The sequence below is a fragment of the Botrimarina hoheduenensis genome (assembly GCF_007859815.1).
GTDB lineage: Bacteria > Planctomycetota > Planctomycetia > Pirellulales > Lacipirellulaceae > Botrimarina > Botrimarina hoheduenensis.
Window position 1 is genome coordinate 739,164 of the sequence record NZ_SJPH01000001.1, and the last position, 17,126, is coordinate 756,289.

Annotated in this window: 13 protein-coding genes; 1 reads left to right on the forward strand and 12 read right to left on the reverse strand. The window is 64.1% G+C overall.

What is annotated here, in order from left to right:
* Positions 1 to 39: 39 nt before the first annotated feature.
* The 11 genes from Pla111_RS02880 to Pla111_RS02930 form a co-directional block, all read right to left on the reverse strand.
* Positions 40 to 1,740, reverse strand: coding sequence for a SulP family inorganic anion transporter (locus tag Pla111_RS02880; RefSeq protein ID WP_146571160.1), 1,701 nt, complete (start codon positions 1,738 to 1,740; stop codon positions 40 to 42).
* Positions 1,741 to 2,089: 349 nt separating this feature from the next.
* A complete protein-coding gene (locus tag Pla111_RS02885; protein ID WP_146571161.1) occupies positions 2,090 to 3,487 on the reverse strand; it encodes a (Fe-S)-binding protein in 1,398 nt (465 codons plus the stop codon).
* A 53-nt stretch (positions 3,488 to 3,540) separates the two neighbouring features.
* Complete coding sequence (locus tag Pla111_RS02890) at positions 3,541 to 4,959, reverse strand: FAD-binding oxidoreductase (RefSeq protein WP_146571163.1); 1,419 nt, start codon at positions 4,957 to 4,959, stop codon at positions 3,541 to 3,543.
* Positions 4,960 to 5,037: 78 nt separating this feature from the next.
* Positions 5,038 to 6,306 carry a dipeptidase gene (locus tag Pla111_RS02895; RefSeq protein ID WP_197524697.1) on the reverse strand — a complete coding sequence of 423 codons (1,269 nt, stop codon included), beginning with the start codon at positions 6,304 to 6,306 and terminating at the stop codon, positions 5,038 to 5,040.
* A complete protein-coding gene (locus Pla111_RS02900) occupies positions 6,303 to 8,405 on the reverse strand; it encodes a serine hydrolase (protein ID WP_197524698.1) in 2,103 nt (700 codons plus the stop codon). Before Pla111_RS02900 ends, Pla111_RS02895 begins: the two co-directional genes overlap by 4 nt.
* Before the next feature lie 106 nt (positions 8,406 to 8,511).
* Positions 8,512 to 9,555, reverse strand: coding sequence for a dipeptide epimerase (locus tag Pla111_RS02905; protein WP_197524699.1), 1,044 nt, complete (start codon positions 9,553 to 9,555; stop codon positions 8,512 to 8,514).
* Positions 9,556 to 9,645: 90 nt separating this feature from the next.
* Positions 9,646 to 10,716: a DUF1611 domain-containing protein gene (locus Pla111_RS02910; RefSeq protein WP_146571167.1), complete on the reverse strand. Its 1,071-nt coding sequence runs from the start codon at positions 10,714 to 10,716 to the stop codon at positions 9,646 to 9,648.
* Positions 10,717 to 10,838: 122 nt separating this feature from the next.
* Positions 10,839 to 11,807 carry a S66 peptidase family protein gene (locus tag Pla111_RS02915; protein WP_146571169.1) on the reverse strand — a complete coding sequence of 323 codons (969 nt, stop codon included), beginning with the start codon at positions 11,805 to 11,807 and terminating at the stop codon, positions 10,839 to 10,841.
* Between the two features lie 30 nt (positions 11,808 to 11,837).
* Positions 11,838 to 12,413, reverse strand: coding sequence for a spore maturation protein (locus Pla111_RS02920; RefSeq protein ID WP_146571171.1), 576 nt, complete (start codon positions 12,411 to 12,413; stop codon positions 11,838 to 11,840).
* Positions 12,413 to 13,126 (reverse strand): nucleoside recognition domain-containing protein, encoded by a 714-nt coding sequence (locus Pla111_RS02925; protein ID WP_146571173.1) that lies wholly within the window; start codon positions 13,124 to 13,126, stop codon positions 12,413 to 12,415. Before Pla111_RS02925 ends, Pla111_RS02920 begins: the two co-directional genes overlap by 1 nt.
* Positions 13,127 to 13,174: 48 nt before the next feature.
* Positions 13,175 to 14,896, reverse strand: coding sequence for a M14 family zinc carboxypeptidase (locus tag Pla111_RS02930; protein WP_146571175.1), 1,722 nt, complete (start codon positions 14,894 to 14,896; stop codon positions 13,175 to 13,177).
* A 146-nt stretch (positions 14,897 to 15,042) separates the two neighbouring features.
* Here Pla111_RS02930 and Pla111_RS02935 point away from each other — a divergent pair, with 146 nt between their 5' ends.
* Entirely contained in the window at positions 15,043 to 15,864 is an 822-nt protein-coding gene (locus tag Pla111_RS02935; RefSeq protein WP_146571177.1) for a serine hydrolase, read from the forward strand.
* Positions 15,865 to 15,873: 9 nt separating this feature from the next.
* Here Pla111_RS02935 and Pla111_RS02940 read toward each other — a convergent pair whose 3' ends face one another.
* Positions 15,874 to 17,109, reverse strand: coding sequence for an AraC family transcriptional regulator (locus Pla111_RS02940; RefSeq protein ID WP_146571180.1), 1,236 nt, complete (start codon positions 17,107 to 17,109; stop codon positions 15,874 to 15,876).
* Positions 17,110 to 17,126: the final 17 nt, after the last annotated feature.

The window sequence follows — 17,126 nt, forward strand, 5'->3', positions numbered from 1 at the left end:
GACGGTTGCGCGGACGGTGGCGACAATCGCGTGCCTCGATCAGACCGCTACTTGAGGGTCGGCTTCTTCCAGCCGCACGTCGAGGATGCGGTCGGCACGGCCGAGCAGATCGAGGCACTCGTCTGAGAGCCCCGTCAGCGTGACTTCTTTGCCGAGGGCGCGGTACTTAGCACAGATGCCGTTGATGGCTTCCAGGGCCGAGTGGTCGTGGACCCGCGAGCCCGTGAAGCGGATGCGGACCGTGTTGGGGTCCGTTTGGGGACTGAAGAGCTCTTTGAACGCGGTGACCGCGCCAAAGAAGAGCGGCCCTTCGATCTCGTAGCACTTGATGCCGTCGTTTTCTGAAACGCTGGCCTGCATGGTGTGAGACTTCTGCCAGGCGAAGACTAGCGCTGAGATGATCACGCCCGAGGCGACGGCGATCGCCAGATCAAAGAAGACCGTGATCGCGCTCACCGCAACGATCACGAACATGTCGGAGCGGGGGATCTTGTTCCACAACCGCAAACTGGTCCATTCGAACGTGGCGATCACGACAATAAACATCACGCCGACCAAGGCGGGGACGGGGATCAGCCCGATACAGTTCCACAGTGGCGGGAACACAATAAACGCCAGCAAGCTGAGGGCTGCCACCACGCCCGACAGCCGGCCCCGCCCGCCCGAGCGGATGTTGATCATCGACTGACCGATCATCGCGCACCCGCCCATGCTGCCGAACAGGCCGGCAACCATGTTCGCCAACCCCTGGGCGACGCATTCACGATTGCTTGAACCGCGGGTGTCGGTCAGCTCGTCGATCAGGGTGAGCGTCATGAGCGACTCGATCAGGCCAATCGAGGCGAGCGTCATGGCCAGGCCGCCGACGATGACGAGCGTCTCGAACGTCAGCGGGATTGTGGGGATCGCGAAGCGTCCGGCGCTACGCGCGGTGGCCGGTTCCGCAGAGAGCGTCGGCAACGACGCCAGGTCGGCGGCTGCGATCTGCTGTCCGCGGTCATCGATTTGACGGAAGCGCAAGTCGGGCTTCTCGGCTTCAAACAGACGGGTTTTGACCCCTTTCTCGGTGGTCAAGACATTCATCTGCGCCACGGTATCGCTGACCGTTACGGCTTGCAGCGGTGTAAATTGCACAACGATCGTCACCGCGATGATCGCCGCCAGGGTGCCGGGCACGAGCTTGGTGAATTTAGGCAGCCAGTTGATGATCGCCATGGTCGCGAGAATCAAACCCACGGTTGTTGCCAGTTCGGTGCCGCTGACCCACTGTCCAACGACTTCTAGCGCTTGGCTGTGGGAGTTGAAGCTCAAATGGTGGTTGGTTTTTAGCTGTTCGAGCTGGGCAAGACCGATCACGATCGCCAGCCCATTTACAAATCCGAGCATCACCGGGTGTGGTAGAAGCCGGATGAATTTGCCGACGCCCAGCAGCCCGCAAGCGATCTGGATGACGCCACACAGGATGACGGCGGCGAAGAGATACTCCAGGCCGTAGAGGACTACGAAAGCGGTCATCACCACCGCCATCGCTCCGGTCGCACCCGAGATCATGCCCGGTCTGCCTCCCAAAGCTGACGTGATGAGGCCCACAAAAAAAGCGGCCCACAGACCCACCGAGGGATCGACCCCCGCGACAAAAGCGAACCCGACCGCTTCGGGCACGAGCGCCAAGGCCACGGTAAGCCCCGAGAGGATCTCGGCACGTAGGTTCGAATCGCGTTGGATAAGCAGATCGGTCATGCGCTAAGGGGTCGGTCGTGAGGCAGCGGTCGGTCTGAAAGCAGACAGGCAAGCCGGATCAAACCGGTGCAGGCGGGGCGACGCTCCGCTCGGCTGCAGCAGCGCAGACGAGTCAACGAAGCGAAGTGCTTGCCGGTGAACGGCGGCGGGGCGGGACCTTCCCCGTGAGGGGACGGCTGAAGGGCAGGGGGGGGGAAGCTTCAAGCCTAGTCGGCAGCGGGCAACTCGTGTGTTGCAAATCGCCGAGCTTAGGCCGTCGAGCTTAAGCTATCAGTCGGCAGTAATCGTAACTGCTTTGCTTTAATGATGATAGGTCAATTACGCCGCGCCTCTTTCCGATGCCGAAGCACTAGTTTGAGACGGCCTCGGCGAGCAGCTCCATCGGATGGACCACCCTCACGCCCGCCAGCTCTGCGTCTTCGCGGCAGGCGAGCCGCAGTTGGTGCATGCACCCCGGGTTTGCGGTGGCGATCACATCGGGCTTTGCGATCCGGAGGTTCGCGAGCTTGCGATCAAGGAGCTTCTGGGCTTGCTCGGGCTGGGTCATGGTATAGACACCGGCCGCCCCGCAGCACCAATCGCTCTCACCGAGCGGAACGAACTGATAGCCGGGCAGCCGCTTGAGCAGCTCAACCGGCTGGTTGACCACCTTTTGGCCGTGGCACAGGTGGCACGAAGCGTCGTAGGTAAGCCGGGGCTTGGCGGCGGGGGAAGCAGCGGGGGAAGGCGGTGCGCTGCTCGCGAGGCACGCGGCTGGCTGCCAGCCGCCGGCTTCATAAACGTACTCCTGCGCGTCGCGCAGTTTTTTGTCCCATTCTGCGGCCCGCTCCGCGTAGGCGGGGTCTCCCTTGAGCAGCTCGCCATAATGACGCAGGTGGCTGCCACAGCCCCCCGCGTTGCTGATGACCGCGTCCAGCTGAGCGAACGATAGCGGCCCCGCTTGCTCACTCTGCCAATCGAACTGATCGATGGTGCGGCGGGCCATTTCGCGGGCGGTATCGAGATCGCCGTTGTGTGCGTGGAGCGAGCCGCAGCAGCTTTGCATGCGGGGCGTCACCACCTCGCAGCCCGACGCCAGCAACACATCGACGGTTGCGCGATTGACGCGGGCATAGGCAATGTCCTGAACACAACCGGTCAGCAACGCGACCCTGGCGACGGGCTTGCTGCGGGGCGACTCGAATGGCTTGATGCGCGCATCGCTGAACGGCGGGTCGATGAGCGGAGCTAGCGGCTCCAGATCGCGGAGCGTTTTTGGTGCCAGCCACATCGCACCGATCCGATAGAGCGTCTTGCGGATAGCGGGCTGCTGTTGAATCGCAACCAGCCGCGCAACCAGCCGAAGCAACCAGGGCCGCGTCATCAGCAGCCGCAGCCCCAGCCAGCGATAAACACTGCGCGAGGGACTGGCGAGCAGGCCCGCTTGTTCCCCCGCGGCACGCGACGTTTCTAACAATTGAGCGTACTCCACGCCCGCCGGGCACGCCGTCTGACAGGCCAAGCAGCCGACGCAGTAGTCCATCTCCTCGGCAAACCCTCGCGAGAGGGGCAGATCGCCATCGGCGACGGCGCGCATCAGCGCGATCCGCCCCCGAGGGCTGTTTCGTTCGCGTCCCGTTTCGTTGTAGGTGGGGCATGTCGGCAGACAGAGACCGCAATGCATGCACTGCTGGACGATGGAGTAGTCCATCGTCTGCAAGAGGTTCGGTGTGGGATCGCCGGGAGTTGCCGGCTGCGGGGAGGACATGCGGGGTCGTTACGCGGGCGAAGGGCGGAGCAAGACAAGCTGCGCAGGAGGAATCAGTCGAAGATCTTGCCAGGATTCAAAAGCCCCTGCGGGTCGAGCGATCGTTTGACCGTGCGGAGCAACTCGTAGCTGGCGTCTCCCAGCTGCTGCCGCAAGAACGGCTTCTTCGCCAGCCCGACGCCGTGTTCACCGGTGATGGTCCCCCCCCGGCGGAGGGTCTCGGTGACGATTTCCGCCAGCGCGAGCTCGACACGGTGCATCTCGTCGGCGTCTCGTTCGTCGGTAAGAAACGTCGGGTGGAGGTTGCCATCTCCCATGTGGCCGAACGTGCCGATCCGCAGCCGATGCTTCTGGGCACAGTCCGCGCAGAAGCGGACCATGCCGGCGAGCTCGCTGCGGGGGACCGTGACATCTTCGAGGATGGTCGTCGGGCTAACCCGCGCCAGGGCAGAGAAGGCGGCCCGTCGGGCGGTCCGCAGCCGGTCGGCCTCTTCTTCGGTCTCGGCGGTCTCGATACCGGTGGCTCCGTTGTCGGAGAGGGCTTGGCGCATGGCGGCCGACTCCTCTTCCACCACCGCCGGATGGCCATCCGATTCCAGCAGCAAGAGCGCTGCCGCATCGGTCGGCAAGCCAAGCGACGCGTAGTCCTCGACACAGCGGATGGTCATCTGATCCAAGAACTCGACCGTGCAGGGAACGATCTTGCGTGCGATGATGTCCGAAACCGCTTGGGCCGCCGATTCGATCTGGGCGAAGGTGGCAATCATGGTCCGCCGCGCTGCGGGGCGCGGCAGCAGCTTCAACAGCACCTCGGTCACCACGCCGAGCGTTCCTTCGGAGCCGATAAACAGGTCTTTGAGGTTATACCCTGCAACATCTTTGACGCACTGATTGCCGAGCCACACCTCCTGCCCGTCGGCAAGCACAACCCGCAGCCCCATGACGTAGTCACGGGTCACGCCGTACTTGAGACCCCGCAACCCGCCGGAGTTTTCCGCGACGTTGCCGCCGATGGTGCTGATCTTCTGCGAACCCGGATCGGGCGGATAAAACAGACCGTGCTTGGCCGCCTCTTGATCGACCCGCTGGGTAATGACGCCCGGCTCGACACGGATGGTCAGATTCGCCGTATCGACTGCAAGGATCTGATCGAGCGCGGTCATGACTAACGCCACTCCGCCGTCGATCGGCAGACTGCCTCCTGACAGCCCGGTGCCCGATCCGCGGGTTACGAGCGGAACACCGGCCTGAGTGATCGCTGCGACACACGGTGCCACCTGTTCACGCTGCTGAGGAAAGATGACACACGCGGGGGTCTGCTTCAGCGCGGCGGTGCCGTCAAAGGCGTACGGGGCCAGATCGATCGGTTCGGTCAGGACGTTATCGCCACCGACGATCGCGCGCAGCCGCTCGATCAGAACGTGATCGGCCCGGCGATGCGTCGGGGCGGGAGAAGGGGAAGCTTGGTTCATGCAGACGCCGGGGCGAGGGCAGTGGCGCACTAACGCAGGGGGCAGGACGCGCGGGGCTGGGCGCTGGTTATTCGGCGGTTATTCGGCGGCGTTCTCGACACCGTGCATCACGCGCAGCAGATTGCCACCCAGAATGCCGCGGATCTGTTCGGCGGTGTAACCACGATCGAGCAGACCTTGCGTAATGCGCGGGTACGAGGTGACGTCTTCGAGCCCTGCGGGCAGGACGCTCACGCCGTCGTAGTCCGAGCCCAGGCCGACGTGCTCAGGCCCCGCCACCTTGGCAATATGATCGATGTGATCCAGCAGGTCGTGGATCGTTCCTCTCGGCATACGGTTGGCGCTCCGCCAGACGGCGATCTGCCGTTCGATTTCGGCCCGTTCGGTTTTCTTGGCGGTTAGTTCGCGGCGGAGGTTGAACTGGGTGGCGTAGTTCTCGGCAGCGGCGGGGACCACAAATGCACTGAAGAAGTTCACCATGACAACACCATCAGACTCCTTCAGCCGGACGAGGACTTCGTCTGGCACGTTGCGCGGATGGTCCGCCACGCCGCGTGCCGAGCTGTGGCTAAACAGTACCGGGGCGGTGGTGATGTCGAGCGTCTGGTGCATCACGTCGATCGAAACGTGAGAGAGATCGACCATCATGCCCAGGCGGTTCATCTCGCGGACCACTTCTTGGCCGAACGCGGTCAGGCCGCCATTGCGGGGTTCGTCGGTCCCCGAGTCGGCCCACGAGATCGTGTCACCATGGGTGAGTGTCATGTAGCGGGCACCCAGCTGATGCAGCCGGCGCAGCACGCTGAGCGATTCTTCGATACAGTGCCCGCCCTCGACGCCAATCAGCGAGGCGAGCTTGCCCGAGGCCGCGATCCGCTTGATATCTTCCGCCGTGAGGGCGAGTTCCATCTGGTCGGGGTAGCGGTCGAGCATGAGCCGCACCAGCTCGATCTGTTCGAGCGTGGTCGAGAGCGCCTTGCCGGTGCCGTCTAGCTCTGCCGGAACCCAGACGCTCCAGAACTGAGCGTCGAGCCCGCCTTGCTTTGCCCGCGGCAGGTCGGTTTGCAGCGAGGGCTGCGGCTGAGAGATGTCGAGCTTGGAGAAGTCCGACGCCCCTTGGGTGCGGATCTCCCACGGCATGTCGTTGTGGCCGTCGATCACCAGACAGTCGCGGTGCAGCGCGGCGGCTTCTTCTGAGACGACGATCGGTGCCCGTGCTGGGTCGGGATCAGCGGGCGCGTGCGTTGATATCATCAGCAGCAGGAGCGTTGCGGCGAGCCGAGGGTAAGCCGGCGTCTTGCCGAGAAACCGTGGTCCCGGCGAAAGTTTGGGGCAGAGCGTGATCATTTGGCATTGAGCTCCTTCCAGGCCCAGCGGAACAGGTTGCGGGAATCGACGTAGCGAGCGTCGCCCGACGTGGAGCCCAACACGACAACGATCAACGGCTTGTCGTCGCGCTGGCCGGCGGCCACGAGACAGGCACCCGCCGGCCCGGTGGTGCCGGTCTTCACGCCGTAGAAACCTTCGAGGCGGAGCAGCTGGTTGGAATTATTCCAAACCGTGTTGCGCTGGTAGCCATCGACCGAGCCGAGGGTTGCCCCCCGCCGCGGGGTGCCCACGACGCGGCGAAACGTTTCGTACTTCATCGCGGCGTGCGCCAGCTTGACGAGGTCCGCCGCGGTGGTGACGTGCCCCTCGTCGGTCAGGCCGTGGGTGTTGCGGTAGCCGGTACCCGACATGCCCAGTTCGTTCGCGGCGGCGTTCATCGCTTGCACAAAGCGTTCGTAGGGCGAGCCGCCGTTGGGCTTGCCTTCGACCGCGGGAAAACGATTGCCAAAGTGCTCGGCAAACGCGACCGAGGCGTCGTTGCCCGAGGGCAACATCAGGCCATAGAGCAGTTCCCCGGTCGACACGCGTTCTCCCACACGCACGTCGGCTGTTGAGCCGGTTGTGTTGTCGGCACGCTCGCTGAAGGTGATTACTTCGGAGAGAACGTCGGCGTTTTCTTCCGCTAGCTTGGTGACCAGATAGGCGGTCATGATCTTTGTGGTGCTTGCCGGGTCACGGGTGAGACCCTCGTTGTAGCCCCACAGCACCTTGCCCGACTCAGCGTCGGCGATCGCCCACGCCTTGCAGGTGGTCGTTGGCGGCCCGCTGAGCGGGTCGGCGGGCTGCCGCTGCTGAGGACCCGCGTTGACCTCTTCGGGTGGCGGTGCGGGGTCGTCCTTCAGTACCAACGGTCCGAGTGCCTTCCAGAACTCGCTGTCCACAACGCCCGACGGTTCGAGCCCCACGTTGGTTTGGAAGCGCTGAACCGCCCGCACGGTGTTGGGGCCAAAATCGCCATCGACCCCCAGTTCGGGAGAAGGCTTCATTCGCCGGTTGAGCGTCCGCTGGAGGTTTTCGACCATCTCGCCGTCGGAGCCCATCCGCAAGACTCTTGCGACCCGCGGGGCTTCAACCTCGCCATCGGGCTTGAGAAATCGGTCGTAAGCGGCTTTGGTCACCTCCGCGATCAGCTTGGCGGCCTCGTTTTCGTCGGACCAGGATTGATCGACATTGTCGGCGGTCATCACGCAGTACGCGATCGGCCCAACCGGGGATTCAATGATGCCGGCGTCGCAGCGGGCGTCGGCCACCGAACCGGTCTTATGCGCGATCACCACGCCATCGGGAAGCAGGCGTGGTGCCATGCTGGTCGATTGACACGCACGCAGGTGCTCCCGCATTTCTTCGCTCATCTCTTTGACCGCGGCCGCGTCCGCCTTGCCGTAGCCTTTGCCGATACCCGCCGCAAAGGGGTCATCTTCCGCCAGCCGCTTCAGCAGCAGCACGGTTTCCTTGGGGCACATAACTCCCAAGCCGTACTTCGCGCTAAGTTCCGGAGCAATGCTTGTTTCGCGTTTGAACACAAGCGAGTTGAGCCGGGTGTGTGGGCAACCGAGGCGATCCATCAGATCGTTCACCGCCTTGATGCCGACCCGCTCGATGACGACATTGGTCGCAGCGTTATCGCTCCAACCGATCATCAAGCGGATCATATCGCGCAGGGAGAGTTGGGCTCCGGGTGAAAGGTGCGTTGACAGCAGCCCCGACCCCGGAGTCTTGTCAGCCTCTTCGAACACGCAGCGCTCGTCGAGCGACAGCGCGCCTCGGGCGGCGGCCTCGTAGGCGGCCATCATCACGGGCAACTTGATCAGACTCGCCGAGGGCATTTGCTGATCGGCTTGGTAGGCGTAGGCATCGCCCGTGACGAGATGCTCGAATCGCACCGCAACCGTGCCGCGGTGGGCATCGATCATCGGCGCGAGAGCCGCCTGGAGCACCGTTTGGGTTGCGGTGGGGTCCGCCGAGTTTTTGGGTTGGGGGTTCTTAGCTTCGGCCGAGACGGCCACCAAGAGCCACACGGCGACGGCAACCCAGCAGAGCGAGAACTTGTGAGGCATCGTTGCGGAGAGGTCTGAGTGAGGGGGGGCGATCGGATCGACCTCCATCATAGGCACCCGCGGCGGCCCACGCCGAGGGTTGGTCCCTAGGCGGCTAGCGCGGGGCTCACCCCGCCAGGGGTTCAAGGAGTTCCACACCGTTGCCGGGACGGTCGGGGTAGATAGCCCGACCGCGTTCAAGATGAACCCCGGTCGCGATATCGCTGGCGAGCAGGGCGGCACCGTCCATATCAACGTAGTCCAGCAGGGGTGCCAGCTGGCCCAGGGCGGAGATGCCCACGGTCGATTCGGTCATGCAGCCCGCCATGACTTTCATGCCGAGCTCACGAGCCGCTGCCACCATCCGCCGGCCCGGTGCGAGGCCGCCACACTTGACCAGCTTGATATTGACCCCGTGGAACCTGCCCGCACAACGTGCCACGTCGCTTTCCACCACGCAGCTCTCGTCAGCGATCACCGGCAGTCGCGACTCGGCGAAGACCCGCTCGGCCCCTTCCACGTCGTCGGCAGGGAGTGCCTGTTCGATAAACTCGACGCCCAGATCGGCCAATTCGCCGGAGTAGTCGATCGTCTGCTGGGCGGTCCAGCCGCAGTTGGCATCGACGCGGAAGATGGCCTGCGAATGGCGTCGCAGCTCGCGAACGATTTCCAGGTCGTTGTCCGTGCCGAGCTTGATCTTCAGCAGCGGCCAGTCGGCCACTTCCTGCATCTTCTCGACCATCTTGGGGACCGTGTCGATGCCGATCGTATAGTTCGAGAGCGGTGCCTTGTTCGAGTCGAGGCCCCACAAACGGTGGGTTGCTTCACCGCGGAGCTTGCCCCACAGATCGTGGATCGCCAGATCGAGCGCGCACAGAGCGAACGCTTGTTCGCCCAGCAAGGTGGCGAGCTGCGGCAGTAGTGTGTCGATCAGCCGATCGGGCTGTGTCACGTCAAAGCTGGCGAGCGTTTGGCGTGCTGATTCGACCGCGGTGGTCAGCTCGGGGATGGTGGCCCGGTAATAGGCATTGGCGGTTGCTTCGCCGTAGCCGGTCTTACCGCCGGCGGTGACGGCCACGATCAGCGTGTCGCGCAGGCTCGTCGAGCCACGCGCGATCGTAAACACGTGCTTGAGCGGGAGCTGGTAAGCTCGGGTAGCGAGTTCGATCAAAACGGGCTCGGTTCTGTCAGCGGGTGTTTCGCGAGGGGGTGGCGGGTTTCTCGCGAGGAGAAGGGTGGGGGTCCCGAGTCCGATGCCGCCTTAGCCCCGGTGGGAGGCCAGCAAAGCGCGGACGGCATCGACGAGTTCCCCCGGGCCGTGCCGGATCGGGTCGGCCACCGGCACCTGAAATTCGGCCCGCATCCGTGCGCGCTCGGCTTCAGCCTCGTCGGCCGTAAGCCGGCGGCTGTTCATCGCGACGCCGATGATCTTGGCCGGGTGGCCGAACGCCGCGAGGTGCTCGTACGCCTCCGCGACGCTCTTGAGCGTCGGCAGCGCTAGGTGATCCATCCCGCGGATCGTGGTGCGTCCGGCCTCGTAGCACAGAATCATGCCGTGCGGGTTGCAGCCGTGCAGCAACCCGGCCGAGACCCCTGAGAACCGTGGGTGCGTGATGGTCGCTTGTCCCTCGAAGAGCATCACTTCGTGGTGCTGATTCGCGCGGACCAGATTTTCTACGGCACCGTTGACGAAGTCCGACACAACGCAGTCGATCGGCAGTCCGTCCCCTTCGACCATAATGCCGGTTTGGCCGGTCGCGACGAACTTGGCATCGACCCCGGCGGCTTGCAGGCCACGGGCAACCTCAAGCGCCGCGACCATCTTGCCGACCGAACAGTCTTGCCCGACGGTGAGCACACGCAGGCAGCGTTCATCGATGCCCTGTCGCGTGGCGACCTCGTGCTCGGAGTTTTTGCGGACGTCGTGAATCGCGACCCCAGCCGCTGCCGCAGCGGCCGAAAGTTGTGGGTCGGAAGATAGAAATTGGTGCATGCCCGAAACGAGACACATGCCGCGCTTGACGGCGTCGTGGCACACTTCGAGCCACTCAGCGGGGATCTTGCCGCCGGCCGTCGCAACACCAATCAGCAACGTGTCGGGCGCATCGACTTCGTCGAGCGAGCCGACAATCGGCGTGTCGCCACCGACACCCAGCAGTTCTTCGGCCCGCTTGCCCGCCTGTGTCGAGTCGAGAATCGCGACGATGTCCTCCGCACGGTAACGGAGCAGCACGTTGGCAGTTTTCGCGGTGAGCGGATCCGTCTTTCCCTCGGTGAGAATGACAATCCGGCTGCCGCCGATCTTAGTGGGCGAAACTGAAGACGAAGCCATAGCGAAGCGATTGCAGAGGCAGTGGTAGGTTGGGGTGGTTGCCGGATTCCTTGCCGCGGCAGGTGCGTTCTACGCCATGCCCTGCCGCGCGACAACGGGCGCTCGTCTGCGCCGATAGCTTCTCAAGCGGCTTGGTCTTCGATCAGATCCTGGGCCAGCAAGAACCGCCGGTTCGACGCGTCGATCTCGACCAAGCCGCCCAGTGGCAGCGGCAGGTTGGGGTGCTCATGGCCGATCGGCAACCCGGCCAGAACGGGCACGCCCAGGGGCGTAAGGAACTCGTCCAGCAGGGCCTCAACGGCTCCCGCGGAGGTCTCGGCACCGGTGTCGCTGAACGCTCCGACCAGCACGCCTGCCAATTGTGCAAGCAGGCCGGCGGTGCGGAGCTGCGTGAGCAGCCGATCGATCCGATAGGGGGTCTCGCCCGTGTCTTCTAAGAGCAGGATGGCCGCTTCAAAGTCTGGCTGAAACGGCGTCCCGATCAGGGCGTTTAGCACTGCCAGGTTGCCGCCGATCAGCCGTCCCTGGGCGACACCGGGGGTCACGGTGCGGAGGTTGGCGGCAGCAGACGACGGGCACAGATCGGCCCCGGTGGCAAGTTTACCCGAGACCAAGGCCAGCCATTGATCGCGCTCTGGTAGGGAAGCGGCCGAATCATCGCCCAGGCCGCCAACAAGGTTCGGCCCATGCAGCGACACGAGCCCCGTCTGCCGCTGGATCGCGGCGTGCAGCGCGGTGATGTCGCTGTAGCCGACGACGAACTTGGGGCGCCTCACAAGCCGCTTGAATTCGATCCGATCGAGGAGTCTTCCGACCCCGTAGCCGCCGCGGACGGCGAGCACCAGCTTGGTGTCCGGATCATCGAAAGCGGCATGCAGCTCCGCGATCCGCGACGCATCGTCCCCGGCCAGATAGCCCGCGGAGGCGCAAACATCGCGATAGCATTTGCTCGGGTAGCCAAGCCGCTCGAGCGCAGCGACTGCGTTTGTGAAGGCGGCGGGTTGCGGCGGGCTAGCCGGCGCGACGAGCGACACGGTGTCGCCCGGTCGCAATGCGGGCAGTCGCGCGGGGTTGGGCAGGCGGTTGTTCATGGCCCGGCTGGTGGAGTAACCGTGTGCTGGTTAGGTAAAGAGCAGCCAACCGAAGAACAGCGCTGAGCACATTCCCGCTGCATCGGCGATCAGGCAGGCGGGCAGGGTGTGGCGGAAGCGTTTAATGCCGATCGCCCCAAAGTAAACACTGAGCACGTAGAACGTGGTTTCCGTGCTGCCCATCATCAGCGAAGCCGTGTTGCCGATGTAACTGTCGGGGCCGAAGCGGCCCGCCGGCGGCTTCTGAATCAGGTCCACAAAAACGCCCTGCGCGGCTCCGCCCGAGAGGGGTCGAGTGAGCGCCAGCGGAAGCAGCTCAAGCGACTCCGCCGCTTGCTCCAGGCCGATCGTCCCGAGCCCCTTTGCCGCGACCCAGCGGACGTCTTCAAACAAGCCGCTCGCTAGAAACACCTTGATGACGAAGAGGATCGCCACCAGGTAGGGGATGATCATGATCACCACATTGAAGCCTTCCTTCGCGCCGGTGATGAAGGACTCGTACATCAGCACACCGCGCCAGCGCGCTGCCAGCACGATCCCCAGAATTACCAGGGGGATCATCCACTGGCTGAGCGCTTGCGTGAAGCCAATAAAGCCGTCGAGCATCACGCTAGCTCCTTAACCGACACGGAAAGTGGCTCGGGCGCGGTGGCGGCAAAGGCCGGCAGTTTGGCGAGCGTCCGCACCGCAAAGATCGCGACACACGTGCTGCAGAGCGTTGCCAGGAAGATGCCAAACAGCGGCGCGGCCGGGTCTTCGCTGCCGGCGGCCGACCGCAGCCCAACAATCGTGAACGGAATGATCGTCACACTGCTGGTGTTGATCGCCAGGAAAGTCGCCATCGAGTTGGTGGCGGTTTCTTCGGTCGTGTTAAGGGTTTGCAGTTCCTTCATGGCCTTCAGGCCGAATGGCGTGGCCGCGTTGGCCAGATTCAACATGTTGGCCGAAAGATTCATCAGGATCGCCCCCTGCGCCGGATGGCCGTCGGGCACTTCGGGAAAGAGCCACCGCATCAGCGGCCGCATCAACCACGCCAAGCCATCGACCAGCCCGGCATCCTTGGCGATCTGCATCACCCCCAGCCACAACACCATCGGCCCGATCAAATTCAAACAGAGCGAAACGGCCGACTCGGCACCTTCGATCGCGGCGGTTGTGACCTCTTGGCCCATGTCGGCGATCGTCGGGGGCGGGATCGCTTGACCGGTGTCGCGATCGAAAGCGGTGATCTCGACTCCCATGAGCGGTGCCACCACTGACTTGACGGGCGCGTAGCACACGCCGATCACCAGAAGCCAGAACCAGATCCGATTGAGCATGTCGGCCTCGGTCTCGTTAGCGGGAAGGCGCGGTTGCTAGGGGGAGTGTCACGCCATCAGGCGGTGTTCGCGCGAGAAGCGGGGGGCCACCGAGGCTTCGCCACGAGTAATCCAGCGCCCTGGGGCGTGGGGCGTTGGCCCCTGCTCGTCGCGGACCACCGTACCGCCGACGTAGACGGCCCGCAAGCAATCACCAAGTGGGCCTCGCGGCGGGGTCGCTGCCAAGACAAAGTCGGCAGGGGTTCCCAGGCCGATGCGTCCGCGCGACGTCCAGCCGAGTTCGCGCGCGACTTCCGTGGTCTGACTTATCCAGGCAGCGATGCTGGCGGGGGGCGGGTCGGTTGCCAGAGGAACAAGCTGGGGATTGAGAACCGGCAATCCGAGGCGGCGGCAGTCGCTGGCGAGCTCCTCGTTGGGCAGTGGCCCGACCACTGCGGCGATGCCCACGGCGACCGCCGTGTGAAGCTGTTCGAGAAACGCTCCTTTGCCGACCGGCGGGATCGCCCAGTGCCCGACCAGCGAGGCGTTCAGCGGCGGTGACTGGCTCAGCAGATCCAGCAATCGCTGTTCGAAGCCGTTTGCCGACAGATCAACCTGCACCAGAAAGCTTGTTACACCGGTTGCGGTCAGTTGGTCCCAGGTCGGTTTTGCGCTGCCTTGGGTGTCGGCGACCAGCGCAATCCGTCCGGGCAGCAGAACGCAGTCCTTCGCGTTGACTTCCGACAATCCGCCGTTGACGTGCAGATCGCCCAACGCGCGGATCACGCCGTCTCGAAACTCATACCACCCCGCGCGACGATGGGGGTAGTCGATTCCGACGTCGCACGTGGTGAGCACGTCCGAAGCCTGTTGCGCAACACCCGCCACGCTCAGCTGTAGATCGAAAAGATGGTGCTCCGACGACCGCGCGAGCCCGTGGTAGGCCTGCGGGTCGACGGTGTCGATAGCCCCCGTGCCGATCGTGTGCAGCGTCTGCACCAGCGCGGCAAAGTGGATCTGTTCGAGACCGAGGAAATCGCCGCCGGGCCATCCACCCGCTTCCACGAGGATCGTCGCGACACCTTGTCGCTGAACCCATTCACCGAACGCACGAGCCATGTACTCTACGTCGTAGCGCGAAACGCGCCCTTCGCAGCGTTCGTAAGTGGCGTTGCAGAAGCAGGCCGCAACCCGGGCGGCCTCTTCGACGGAAGGAGTTTGGGTGTTCTGTGGATCGAGGGGGGGGGCGAGCAGCGATACGGCCGCCGGAGCGGGCGGTGTGCCGATCGCGGTTCGGTGATGCTGGTTGTGGAGGTTAAAGCCGTAGCGCGGTGCGAACGTCTCGACCGCATGGCGTAGCGCACGCCCCTCGGGCGTTGAGAAGGTTAAAGCGTCGCGATTGACGTCGATCCCCTGACCGTTGTGACGCGTGTTGCGCTCGGCACCATCGGGATTGAGCGGCAAGATCAGCCCCAGCGTCAGACCCGCGAGCAGCTCGTTTGCCGGTTGATCCCCACGGGCGACCAACGCCAGCAAGTTCAATAGCACCGAGGTGTGCGTCGGTTCGTCGCCGTGCATCTGCGACCACATCAGCACCCGGCGGGGCCCCGTGCCGACGCTTAGCAGCTCGATCGGCCGTCCCTCGAACGAGGTGCCCAGTGACACGCGTTGGATCGGCACAAGCGAATCAGCGATCAGCCGATCCACTTCCTGGCGGATCGCAGCGGGCTTCCAACCGCCCGGGGGGCAGGTGATGGCCGAGAAGGCTTCCAGCTCGTCGGCTTGCAGCATCACGGAAAGTGTGTGTCGAAAAGTGGGGGCGGGGTGGTCAGGCGAAGCGTCGCGAGTCGATAACAGTAAGCTGAGGAAACGGCGGTTGGAAGGTCACGCGGCCGAAGCACCGCTCCCCGCGCTATTGCAACGAGTTCAACCCTGCCATGACGACACCCCCACCTGCTGAGCTGATCTCTAGGCTTGCCGCTCTTGCTACAGGCCACGCCACACGCTTCGGCTTCGCCCTGCAAAGCCTTGCTGATAAGTCGCAGGGGGAGATGGGTGGCGATCGATTTGACGAGGTCTTCACGCAGGCCAGCGCGATCAAGATCCCCATCCTGTGGGAGCTGTACTCCCAAGCCGAAGAGGGCCTCCTCGCACTGCATGAAACGCTTCCCGTCTCGCTGGCCAGCGGTGTCGGCGGGTGTGGCGTGCTGCAGCAGTTTACGCCTGGTGCGTCCCGGATCGCTCTGGGCGATCTTGCCGTCCTGATGATTGTGCTGAGCGACAACGTCGCCACGAATCTGTTGATCGATCGGCTGGGCATGCAGCGCATCAACGATCGGCTCGCGTCGGTGGGGCTTGAGCAGACACGCCTACGGCGGGTGATGATCGACTTCGCCGCCCGTGCCGCAGGGCGCGAGAACACCGCGACCCCCGCTGAGGCGGTTCGGCTAATGACCCTACTCGACCAGCGTTGCCGTGCGGGCGATGCCGCCGCACAGGCGGTCATCGGCATGCTGACCCTCAAGAAAGAAAGTCCGGTCACCAAAGCGCTGCACGGTCGCGAGCCGAGCCTGGTGCTCGCCAGCAAGCCGGGCATGCTCGACGGGCTACGCACCGAGTGGGCGCTCGTGCGGTGCAATGGCTGCGCCTACGTTTTCGCGTTGATGGCCGAAGGCACCGACGACACGCTGCTTCAGAAACTTTTCAGCGAAGCCACGGTCATGATTCACAGCGCGCTGGCTGGTCGAGCGGCCGACTGAGTTCGCGCATCAGACATTGAGGGTGCTCGAGGGCTGTCCGGAGAGCAGCTCTTTGCGAAAGGCGTAGGGGGTTTTGCCGGTGTCTTTCTTGAACGCCACACCGAAGCGCGTGGCGTTGGCGAACCCACACGCCAACGCGACTTCAGTGATCGAGAGCTCGCGGCGTCCGAGCAGGTCGCGGCTACGTTCCAATTGCACACGGCGGATCTCGCGAGCGGGAGACCGGCCCAGATACTTGCGAAACTGGATCTCCAAGCTCCGCCGCGAGATGGGTACCTGCCGCAAAATGTCTTCAACCACGATGCCCCGGTGGGCGTTGTTGCGAATATAGCGGAGCGCATCGACGATCTCTTCGTCATCGATCGCCAGCAGATCGGTCGATTGCCGGCTGTTCACTCCGCGGGGAGGCACCAGCAGCGTCGCTGTAGGCGGTGCTGCGCCGTTCATCAACTGATCCAACAGCTGCGCGGCATCGTGTCCGATCCGTTCGCTCGCGACGTTGATGCTGGAGAGCGGCGGCGTGGAGACGTCGCACATCAGCTCGTCGAGGCTGCCGGCGAGGATCGCGACATCGTCCGGTACGCGGACTCCGGCCAAGTGGCAGATCTCTGCCAGTTGTCGGGCTCGCGGCGCATCGACCGCCAAGACCGCAATCGGCGTCGGCAGCCCCCGGATCCACCGTTCGACACGCCGCTGTTGTTCGGCCCAGCCGATGCGGCGCCCGGCGCGGTAACCCGGCTTGTACTCATGGCAGGGTCGATCGTCTTGGGCTAGCCGGGTGACAAAAGCGTCGCGCCGGCGCTTGGAGTACTCGAGGCTGGGCGGGGCGAAGTAGGCAAATGTACGGAAACCACGGTCCAACAAATGGCCCAGGGCCATGTCGGCCAGTTCTTCTTCGTCGGTCAGCACGGATGCCACTTTCGGCTCTTCGGCGACCAAGTCATCGACATTCACCAGCGGCAAGCCACTGGCTTGCAGGGCGGCAAGCTCCTGGGGACTTGTTGGTCGGGCGATGATTCCGTGTCCCTGCCACCCGTCCGGAAGGACCGGACGATGGTTGTGGTCACGCGGATCGATCAGCAGATGCCAGTCAGCGTAGCGGTCTGCGTAGTTCGCGATCCCACGGATCACGCGGCATCCAGCGCTGCTGTCGGTCTCGACAAGCACCGCGACCTGTTTCAGGCTCGCCGAGCGTGTTACTCGCGCTTGAAACGGGTCGGTTGATTGGGGGTCGGGATCGAACACGGTTATTCGATGGGGAA

Excerpts from the sequence above, each read along its gene's own strand:
- Pla111_RS02925 (WP_146571173.1), bottom strand. The coding sequence starts at position 13,126 with ATGCTCAATCGGATCTGGTTCTGGCTTCTGGTGATCGGCGTGTGCTAC.
- Pla111_RS02935 (WP_146571177.1), top strand. The coding sequence starts at position 15,043 with ATGACGACACCCCCACCTGCTGAGCTGATCTCTAGGCTTGCCGCTCTT.
- Pla111_RS02900 (WP_197524698.1), bottom strand. The coding sequence starts at position 8,405 with ATGCCTCACAAGTTCTCGCTCTGCTGGGTTGCCGTCGCCGTGTGGCTC.
- Pla111_RS02885 (WP_146571161.1), bottom strand. The coding sequence starts at position 3,487 with ATGTCCTCCCCGCAGCCGGCAACTCCCGGCGATCCCACACCGAACCTC.
- Pla111_RS02920 (WP_146571171.1), bottom strand. The coding sequence starts at position 12,413 with ATGCTCGACGGCTTTATTGGCTTCACGCAAGCGCTCAGCCAGTGGATG.
- Pla111_RS02880 (WP_146571160.1), bottom strand. The coding sequence starts at position 1,740 with ATGACCGATCTGCTTATCCAACGCGATTCGAACCTACGTGCCGAGATC.
- Pla111_RS02930 (WP_146571175.1), bottom strand. The coding sequence starts at position 14,896 with ATGCTGCAAGCCGACGAGCTGGAAGCCTTCTCGGCCATCACCTGCCCC.
- Pla111_RS02890 (WP_146571163.1), bottom strand. The coding sequence starts at position 4,959 with ATGAACCAAGCTTCCCCTTCTCCCGCCCCGACGCATCGCCGGGCCGAT.
- Pla111_RS02915 (WP_146571169.1), bottom strand. The coding sequence starts at position 11,807 with ATGAACAACCGCCTGCCCAACCCCGCGCGACTGCCCGCATTGCGACCG.
- Pla111_RS02895 (WP_197524697.1), bottom strand. The coding sequence starts at position 6,306 with ATGATCACGCTCTGCCCCAAACTTTCGCCGGGACCACGGTTTCTCGGC.
- Pla111_RS02910 (WP_146571167.1), bottom strand. The coding sequence starts at position 10,716 with ATGGCTTCGTCTTCAGTTTCGCCCACTAAGATCGGCGGCAGCCGGATT.